The 8,611-nt window shown below is 63.8% G+C and carries 7 protein-coding genes and 1 pseudogene; 4 read left to right on the top strand and 4 right to left on the bottom strand.

Features of this window, described 5'->3' with window-relative positions; translation table 11 throughout:
• The 4 genes from rpoD to VFB18_RS08910 form a co-directional block, all read right to left on the bottom strand.
• On the bottom strand, positions 1-1,941 hold a 1,941-nt coding region (gene rpoD / locus VFB18_RS08925; RefSeq protein ID WP_324973800.1), incomplete at its 3' end, for an RNA polymerase sigma factor RpoD.
• Positions 1,942-2,489: 548 nt separating this feature from the next.
• Positions 2,490-4,403, bottom strand: coding sequence for a DNA primase (dnaG, locus tag VFB18_RS08920; protein WP_324973797.1), 1,914 nt, complete (start codon positions 4,401-4,403; stop codon positions 2,490-2,492).
• Positions 4,404-4,586: 183 nt separating this feature from the next.
• On the bottom strand, positions 4,587-4,997 hold the full coding sequence (locus VFB18_RS08915; RefSeq protein WP_324973794.1) for a hypothetical protein: 411 nt from the start codon (positions 4,995-4,997) through the stop codon (positions 4,587-4,589).
• 278 nt (positions 4,998-5,275) lie between these two features.
• Complete coding sequence (locus tag VFB18_RS08910; RefSeq protein ID WP_324973791.1) at positions 5,276-5,725, bottom strand: GatB/YqeY domain-containing protein; 450 nt, start codon at positions 5,723-5,725, stop codon at positions 5,276-5,278.
• A gap of 263 nt (positions 5,726-5,988) precedes the next feature.
• Here VFB18_RS08910 and carA point away from each other — a divergent pair, with 263 nt between their 5' ends.
• The 4 genes and pseudogenes from carA to VFB18_RS08890 form a co-directional block, all read left to right on the top strand.
• Positions 5,989-7,212 carry a glutamine-hydrolyzing carbamoyl-phosphate synthase small subunit gene (carA, locus tag VFB18_RS08905; RefSeq protein WP_324973787.1) on the top strand — a complete coding sequence of 408 codons (1,224 nt, stop codon included), beginning with the start codon at positions 5,989-5,991 and terminating at the stop codon, positions 7,210-7,212.
• A 154-nt stretch (positions 7,213-7,366) separates the two neighbouring features.
• On the top strand, positions 7,367-7,672 hold the full coding sequence (locus tag VFB18_RS08900) for a hypothetical protein (RefSeq protein WP_324973784.1): 306 nt from the start codon (positions 7,367-7,369) through the stop codon (positions 7,670-7,672).
• 40 nt (positions 7,673-7,712) lie between these two features.
• A complete protein-coding gene (locus VFB18_RS08895; protein WP_324973781.1) occupies positions 7,713-8,024 on the top strand; it encodes a hypothetical protein in 312 nt (103 codons plus the stop codon).
• Between the two features lie 191 nt (positions 8,025-8,215).
• A pseudogene (locus VFB18_RS08890) lies at positions 8,216-8,611 on the top strand (carbamoyl phosphate synthase large subunit); the annotation flags it as partial.

Below are 8,611 nucleotides of genomic sequence, written 5' to 3'. Positions count from 1 at the left end.
GATCTGGCGGATGCGCTCGCGCGTCACCGAGAACTGCTGGCCGACCTCTTCCAGGGTGTGGTCGGTGTTCATGCCGATGCCGAAGCGCATCCTGAGCACGCGCTCCTCGCGCGGGGTGAGGCTGGCCAGCACGCGCGTCGTGGTCTCGCGCAGGTTCGACTGGATGGCGGCGTCGATCGGCAGCACCGCGTTCTTGTCCTCGATGAAATCCCCGAGATAGGAATCCTCCTCGTCGCCGATCGGCGTCTCGAGGCTGATCGGCTCCTTGGCGATCTTCAAGACTTTGCGCACCTTCTCGAGCGGCATCGCCAATTTCTCGGCAAGCTCCTCCGGCGTCGGCTCGCGACCGATCTCGTGCAGCATCTGGCGGGAGGTGCGCACGATCTTGTTGATGGTCTCGATCATGTGCACCGGAATGCGGATGGTGCGCGCCTGGTCGGCGATCGAGCGGGTGATGGCCTGCCTGATCCACCAGGTGGCGTAGGTCGAGAATTTGTAGCCGCGGCGGTACTCGAACTTATCGACGGCCTTCATCAGGCCGATATTGCCTTCCTGAATCAAATCAAGGAACTGCAGCCCGCGGTTGGTGTATTTCTTGGCGATGGAGATCACCAGGCGCAAATTCGCCTCGACCATCTCCTTCTTGGCCTGCCGTGCCTCGCGCTCGCCCTTCTGCACGATGGAGACGATGCGGCGGAACTCGGAAATCTCGAGCCCGGTCTCGGCGGCGAGGTTCTGAATCTCCTGGCGCAGCTCCTTCACCATGCCGCGCTCGTCGTGGATGAAATCGGCCCAGCCCCGCTTCTTGAGGCGCCCCACCCGGCGGAGCCAGTTGGGATCGAGCTCGTTGCCCTGGTACTCGGCAAGGAAATCGTCGCGCGGGATGCCGTAGCTCTCGGCGAGGCGGAGCAGGCGGCCCTCATAGCCGAGCAGCTTCTTGTTGATGTCGTAGAGCGTCTCGACCAGCGAGTCGATGCGGTTCTGGTTGAGCGACAGCGACTTGATCTCGGCGACGATCTCGTCCTTGAGCTGCTTGTAGCGCTTCTCCTGGCCGCTCGACAGCGAGTCGTTTTTCAGGGCGCGCTCGACCTGTTGCTCCTGCAATTTGCGCAGCTTCTTGTAGTTGGTGGCGACGAGATCGAAAGTCTCGAGCACCTTGGGCTTGAGCTCGGCCTCCATCGCCGCAAGCGACAGCGAGTTCTCGAGGTCGTCCTCGTCGTCCTCGAACTCCTCGGGGGCGGGCTCCTCGGCCTCCGCTTCAGCGCGGGCATGCGTTCCGGGCGCGCTCTGTCCGTTGGCATTTGCCACCTCGCCTTCGCCGGGCAAAGGCTGCGACGGCGCGGGCTTGGCGTCGGGTCCCTGGTAAGTCGCTTCGAGATCGATGATGTCGCGGAGCAGGATCTTTCCCTCGTTCAGCTCGTCGCGCCAGATGATGATGGCCTGGAAGGTGAGCGGGCTCTCGCAAAGGCCCGCGATCATGGCCTCGCGGCCGGCCTCGATGCGCTTGGCGATGGCGATCTCACCCTCGCGCGAGAGAAGCTCGACCGAGCCCATTTCGCGGAGATACATGCGCACCGGATCGTCGGTCCGCTCGGTGGGCTCCTTGGTCGTCTCGGGTTTGACGATGGCCGTGACGGTTGCGACCGGCCTGGCGGGAGCAGCCTCGGCGTCGGCCCCTTCGGGCGCCTCCTCGGCCTCGTCGGTATCGATCACGTTGATGCCCATGTCTGAGAGCATCGACATGGTGTCCTCGATCTGCTCCGAAGACACTTCCTCGGAGGGGAGCACCTCATTCAGCTCGTCATAGGTGACGAAGCCGCGGGCCTTGGCGGTCTTGATGAGCTTCTTGACGGCGGCATCCGACATGTCGAGTACCGGGCCATCGGCCGGCTCGGCTGGCGTCTGCTCTTGATCCTCGGCTTCTGCTGTCTTGGTCGCCATTCTCTCGTTACTCCGAAGCGCAATGCGCGCCCCTGCCCGGTCGACGTCCCGGTAAGGAAACGCACGTCTCTACCCTATGGCGCTGCTCCCGAGCGCATTGTCACAGATGCGATTAACGGCCCCACCGTTAATCGTCAATTAAGCATGACCTCCGAGCCAGCCCGTCGCCAGATTTTCTTATACTGGCGAGAACGTTGGCTCGACTGTCCTACTCCCTATACTCTTTCGCCCCAAAAAGGCTCGACAGAGACTTAAGCGTGCGGTTACTTCGGCTTGACTGCGCCCATCCCAGTCGGGCCTCAACATCCGATCAATCGTCGCGGGGGCTCGGCTCACGGCCTTCCTCCCGTCTTCAGGCGCGTCCAGCCCCGAAAATCCATTGGTCGCGCGATGGTTGCACGTCTTGGACATCAGTTGGCGAGGCTGTTAACGCCTGTCAAGGTGCTAATCCCTATCGCACGAGGATTTTCTTGCGCTCGACTTGGTCCAGAGCCGGACATCGACAAGATGTCTCTGCAAGATCGGGGCCGCTTTAGGGCTATCAGCCCTCAAGAATGCTTCGCCGGAGGACGATAGCCCCGCCGCCAGGCAGCCTTCTCGCGCATGACCTCGGCAACTTTTTCCCGGAAACGCTCGGCGGCATCGCGATCGCCGGCATCGTCGGCCGAATGATGGTTGCCGACGCTCGCAACCTGCTGCTGGAGCGCGGCAAAGCGCTCGAACTCGGCATCCGAGACCTCGGCGAGATGATCGGCGCCCTCGGCAAGCTCCTTGGAGAGCGCCGGAAGGGCGCGGAAGCGGTAGATGAGATCGGCGAACTGCGCCTGCACGTCTTCGGCTTCTCTCTCCGGCTGGATGAAGGCGATGCGCTTGAAGGCACTCTCGCGCGAGATCCGCGCAAACAATTTTGCGTGCGGGCTTGCTTCGATCGCCTCGCGTAACGCCTCCGGCGCGATCTGCTCGCGCTCGAAAATGGTGCTGGTGACGAAAGCGAGAAGCCCGGCGAGCCTCTTGTCCCTGATGTCAAGGCTTGCGACCTCTTCGGCGAAGCGGTCGAGCAGATAGGGATGGTTGATGAGGGCGAGCGCGATGGCGATGATGAAGCCTCGCGGAGAGGGCGGCGGCGGAATGGTCCTGTTCTGCGCGGGCGCGCTTGACGGCGCTTTCGTTTTTGCGCGCGGCGGCGCGCTCCGCTCGCGCCAAAGCGCAAACAGCCGGCTCCTCACCTCGCGGCGATAGTGCTCGCGCACTCTTGCATTGGCGATCTCGGCTAGAAGCGCGTCGAGCCGCGCCTCGAACGCGGCGCGGCGCTCGGGCGTGTCGAGCGCTTGCTCGGCGCGCTCGCGCAGCCACAACACCTCGATGAGCGGGCGCGCAGTTTTCAGGCACTGGGCGAACGCGGCCGGACCTTGGGTCCTTACGCAGTCGTCGGGATCGAGCCCCTCGGGGAGGAAGGCAAAGCGGAAGGAACGGCCTTCGCGCAGCAGCGGCAACATGCGGTCGATGGCGCGGGCGGCGGCAGCCTCTCCCGCCTTGTCGCCATCGAAGCAGATGACGGGCTCCGGCGCGAGCAGCCAGAGCTGTTCCATCTGGCGCTCGGTGAAGGCCGTGCCGAGGGTGGCGACGGCGTTCTCGAATCCCGCCTGATGCAGAGCGATCACGTCCATATAACCCTCGACCACGACGAGCTCGCCCTTCTCGAAAGCGGCTTTGCGCGCGCGGGCGAAGTTGAACACGGTCGAGCCCTTGTCGAAGAGCCTCGTCTCGGGCGAATTCAGATATTTCGGCTCGGCTTGCGCGTCGAGCGCGCGGGCGCCGAAGCCGATCACGCGGGACTTTCCATCGAGGATCGGGATGGTGAGGCGATTGCGGAAGCGGTCATAGCTCGGCCTGCCATCGTCGGGCTTGATGATGAGCCCGGCGTCGAGGAGCTGCGCCTCGGTAAATCCGCGTTTGGTGAGATGCGCTTTCAGCGTCTCCTTCGCGTTTGGCGCGAAGCCGATGCGGAACTCTTTCAATGTCTCGGGTTTGAGCCCGCGCCGCTCAGCATAGAGCAGAGCATCGCGCCCCTCCTTCGCCGCAAGCGCCTCCTCGAACAGCCGCGCCGCCGCTTCGAGCGCATCGAAAAGACCGAGGCGCTCCTTGTTGACGCGCTCGAATTGCGGATCGGGCTTCGGCAGCGGCAGACCCGCTTCGCCGGCGAGCTTCTCGACGGCTTCCGGGAAGCTCAAGCCCTCCGTTTCCATGAGGAAGGTGAAGATATCGCCGTGCTTGCCGGACGAAAAGCAGTGGTAGAACCCCTTCTGGTCGTTGACGGTGAAGGACGGCGTCTTCTCGCGATTGAACGGCGAGAGCCCTTTCCACTCGCGGCCTGCCCGCTTCAGCGGCACGCGCCGGGAGACGATCTGCGACACCGGCAGGCGCGCTCTGATCTCATCCAGAAACGAATCGGAGAACTTCATGCGAGGACAGTGGAGGTTTCCGCGACACCGCGCTTTCCGCGAATCGCCGTCTTCACCATTATCCACCGTTTGCGAACGAAAGGGGAACCTTGACTTGGATGCCAGAGGCAAAACGCCCTCCCCGGCTGGCAGGGAGGGCGTTCCTAGCGACTTGCCGTTACGGCAAGGAGTGGCCGATCGCGGTTACTCGCCGACGGCGTTAGCGGCCGGCATCATGACCTCGGTGCGATTGAGGACGGTGAGCATCTCGCCCTTGAAGCCGCACAGGAGCGCGACCTGCTTATCCTCGGCCCCGTCGACACCGAACAACTCGCCCGGATGCAGCGCCACGCGGATGCGCGTCGAGTTGAATCCGCCTCCGGTGGGGCCGGCGTCGAACACGACGGCGCTGACAAAGCAATTGCCGCCATTCGGCACGTAGGATGCGATCATGCGTTTGTCCCCCATCTTGACGAGCAGCGGCTCGCGCGGACCGACCGGCCCGAGATTGGTGGTGGCGTCGTCGGCATGCGCCGGGGCATTGGCGGCAAGAAGCGCGACGAGCGCGCCGCCGGCGGCGAGAGCCGAGAGGGTTGTGCGAAAGAGTCGGACCATTTTTGGCCTCCTTTTAAGTTCCAAGCGGGAATCATATCCCGTTGCTGCATCGCACAATGTTGTTGTGGCGCCATGACAAATCTATGTTGCAGTGCAAGACAAGTCGTCGCGGGACAAACCCGAAGGATCGATCGGATATTCAGATCACTGAGTGTCTTGGCCGGTGCCTGCCGTTCGCCCGTCGCGTGGGTCAAAACCTCCCGCGCTGGCCTGAAACGGCGATCAGATCTCCGATTGCCCGCTTAATCGGCGCTTATGGCAGCTTCGTTCGGCCTCAATCAGCCAAGCTTGGTCTTCACCGCGGCGCTCGCCTTCCCGAAATCCATCTGGCCGGCATAGGCGGATTTCAGCTCGGCCATGACCTTTCCCATGTCCTTGACGGTTGCGGCGCCCGTCTTCTTGATCGCTGCGGCAATCGCCGCATCCATCTCCTTCTCGGAGAGCTGCTTCGGCAGGAACTCGCGGATGATGGCGATCTCCTCGCCCTCCTGCTTGGCGAGCTCGGCGCGGCCGGCGTCTGCGTAAATCTTCTCCGATTCCTCGCGCTGCTTGATCATCTTGGCGAACAGCTCGAGCAACTCGGCATCGGTCGCCTCGCCCTTGCCGGCAGTACGCGCGGCGATATCGCGGTCCTTGATCGCGGCCTGGACGAGGCGGAGCGTCGAGATGCGGCGCTTGTCTTGCGCCTTGGTGGCAGCCTTCAGTGCGGCGGTGATCGTCTCGCGCATGGAAATCCGTCGGGTTTTGCGGAAGAAGTTTCCAACCTAGCGGAGGGAGGGAAGGCAGGCAAGCGAATTTGCCTATCTAAGTTCTTGTTTTAACAGGAAGATATTTCCGCTTGTGGATTGACCGGCGCGGCCGCGTGACCTAAGAGTGCGAGCATGAGGCCAGGCGGGTGAAGTGTTCCGCCTTGACCCTTGACGCGACCGTTTCCGCACCCGACCTTGCGCGGAAGGCTTACGCAAGCCGGCAGCCCTAATTTAAGAGAGCGATGAACGATCACACGAAAGGTTCGGCCGAAGAGGCTGCGAGCGATTGCTCGCGCGCGCCGGAGGGTTGGCCTGAGGAGCGGCCGACCGCCCTGCTCGTCCTTGCCGACGGCACCGTGATCGAGGGCAAGGGCGCCGGGGCCGCCGGCAGCGCCGTCGGCGAGGTCTGCTTCAACACGGCGATGACCGGCTATCAGGAGATCCTGACCGACCCTTCTTACGCCGGGCAGATCATCACCTTCACTTTCCCCCATATCGGCAATGTCGGCACCAATGCCGAGGACATGGAGGCCGCGACGCTCGCCACCAATGGCGTGCGCGGCTGCGTGCTCCGCGCCGAGATCACCGCGCCGTCCAACTGGCGCGCCGCGCAAAGCCTGAACGACTGGCTGAAAGCGCGCGGGATCATCGCCATCACCGGGGTCGACACCCGCGCGCTGACCGCGCTCATCCGCGCGAAGGGCATGCCGAACGCCGTGATCGCGCACGCGCCCGACGGCAAGTTCGACGTCGAGGCACTGAAGCGCGAGGCGGCGGAGGCCCCGAGCATGGAAGGCCTCGACCTCGCCAAAGACGTGACCGCGGGCCAGAGCTATGCGTGGGACGAGACCGAGTGGCAGTGGGGCAAGGGCTATGGACGGCAGGAGAGCCCGCGCTTCCACGTGGTCGCCGTCGACTACGGGTTGAAGCGCAATATCCTGCGCGAGCTCGCTACGGCCGGTTGCCGGCTCACTGTCGTGCCGGCGACGACGACCGCCGAAGAGATCCTCGAGCGCAAGCCCGATGGTGTATTCCTGTCGAACGGGCCCGGCGACCCGGCGGCGACCGGCGTCTACGCCGTGCCCGAAATCAAGAAGCTCGTCGAGTCGGGCACGCCGCTGTTCGGCATCTGCCTCGGCCATCAGATGCTGGGCTTAGCTCTCGGCGGCACGACGCGGAAGATGCATCAGGGCCATCACGGCGCGAACCACCCGGTGAAGGATTTCACCACCGGCAAGGTCGAGATCACCTCCATGAATCACGGCTTCGCCGTCGACCGCGACAGTCTGCCCGAGACTGTCGAGGAGACGCACGTCTCGCTGTTCGACGGCTCGAATTGCGGGCTCAAGGTGAAAGACAAGCCGGTGTTCTCGGTGCAGTACCACCCCGAGGCGTCGCCGGGCCCCGAGGACAGCCACTACCTCTTCACCCGCTTCGTCGAGATGATGGAAAAGCGGAAGGGCTGAGCCTCGGGCGCCGAAAGCGCGCTCTGGCCTGTCACAATTTGCCGTTCGTCCGGATTGATTTGCCGAGGCTCGGTATCTCCAGGCCGCGCGCTTGTCGGGCGCGCGCATCCCTCCCTAATCCCGGCCTTCAACCGGACCCCAAAGGGAGGACATCATGCTGAAATCGACGTTGATTCAGAGTGGAGCCGCGCTCCTCGTCGCGGCCGTCATGGTTGCTGGCGCGAGTCAAACCGCGATCGCCATGCCGAAGGAGCAGGGCACCTACAACTGCTCGTGCAAGGGCGGAAAAGGGAGTTGCACCTTCAAATCGAGCGACACCGAGATCTCGTGCTACCGCGGCTATGCCGATACGTGCGACGGAAGTTGCGAGCTGAAGTCATCACCAAACGGCGGCTCAGCCGCCAGGGGCGCGGTCAAAGCCGGCCCGATCGGCACCGGCGGCTCCGCCGCGACGCATTAGCCCGTCACTCACACCGACTACTCACGACATGGAGACTACTATGCTGATCGATCTCCGCCGCGTTGCGACCGTTGCGGCTCTCGCCGTTTCTGCCATCACTCTCAGCTTCGACGTCTCGATGGCGAGGCCCAGGGACATTTCCGGCAACTACAACTGCTATTGCGACGGCGGCAATAGCGGCACGTGCACCTCCGTGCCAAATACCAGCGGTACCGGCATAAAATGCCAAAAGGGATCGGGCGACACCTGCACCGGAACCTGCAAGATGATTACCTTCACCCCGACCGGCGGCGCCATCGGGCATAGCGCCGGCGCGAGGGGCGGCGGCATGAGCCCGGGCAACGCCCGCTAGTGATCAGAGCAAACCGCCCCTTTTTGCGAGGGCCCGGCGGACCAGGTCCGGCCGGGCCTCATTTTTTGGGGAGCGCGGCTTTGGTGGGTTCCCGTGGCCCTTCTTTTCACCTATATGGTCGCTTCTAGCCCGTAGAATCCACTTACCAAGCGTCCGGCCCGCGGCCCGGGCCGGAACATGCCTGCCGCCCCATGCCCAAGCGCACAGATATAAAGTCCATCCTGATCATCGGGGCTGGGCCGATCGTGATTGGCCAGGCCTGCGAGTTCGACCATTCCGGAACGCAAGCCTGCAAAGCCCTGAAGGAAGAGGGCTATCGCATCATCCTGGTGAACTCGAACCCGGCCACGATCATGACCGATCCGGGTGTGGCGGACGCCACTTATGTCGAGCCGATCACCCCCGACTTCGTGGCCAAGATCATCGAGAAGGAGCGCCCCGACGCACTGCTCCCCACCATGGGCGGGCAGACCGCGCTCAACACCGCGCTCAGCCTCGAGCGCGCTGGGGTGCTGGCGAAATACGGGGTGGAGATGATCGGCGCGCGCGCGGCGGCGATCGACAAGGCCGAGGACCGCGAGCTGTTC

The organism is Methyloceanibacter sp. (assembly GCF_035650995.1).
Lineage (GTDB): Bacteria > Pseudomonadota > Alphaproteobacteria > Rhizobiales > Methyloligellaceae > Methyloceanibacter.
The sequence above is the reverse complement of the archived record's forward strand: the minus strand, read 5'-3'. Positions and strand labels throughout refer to the sequence as shown.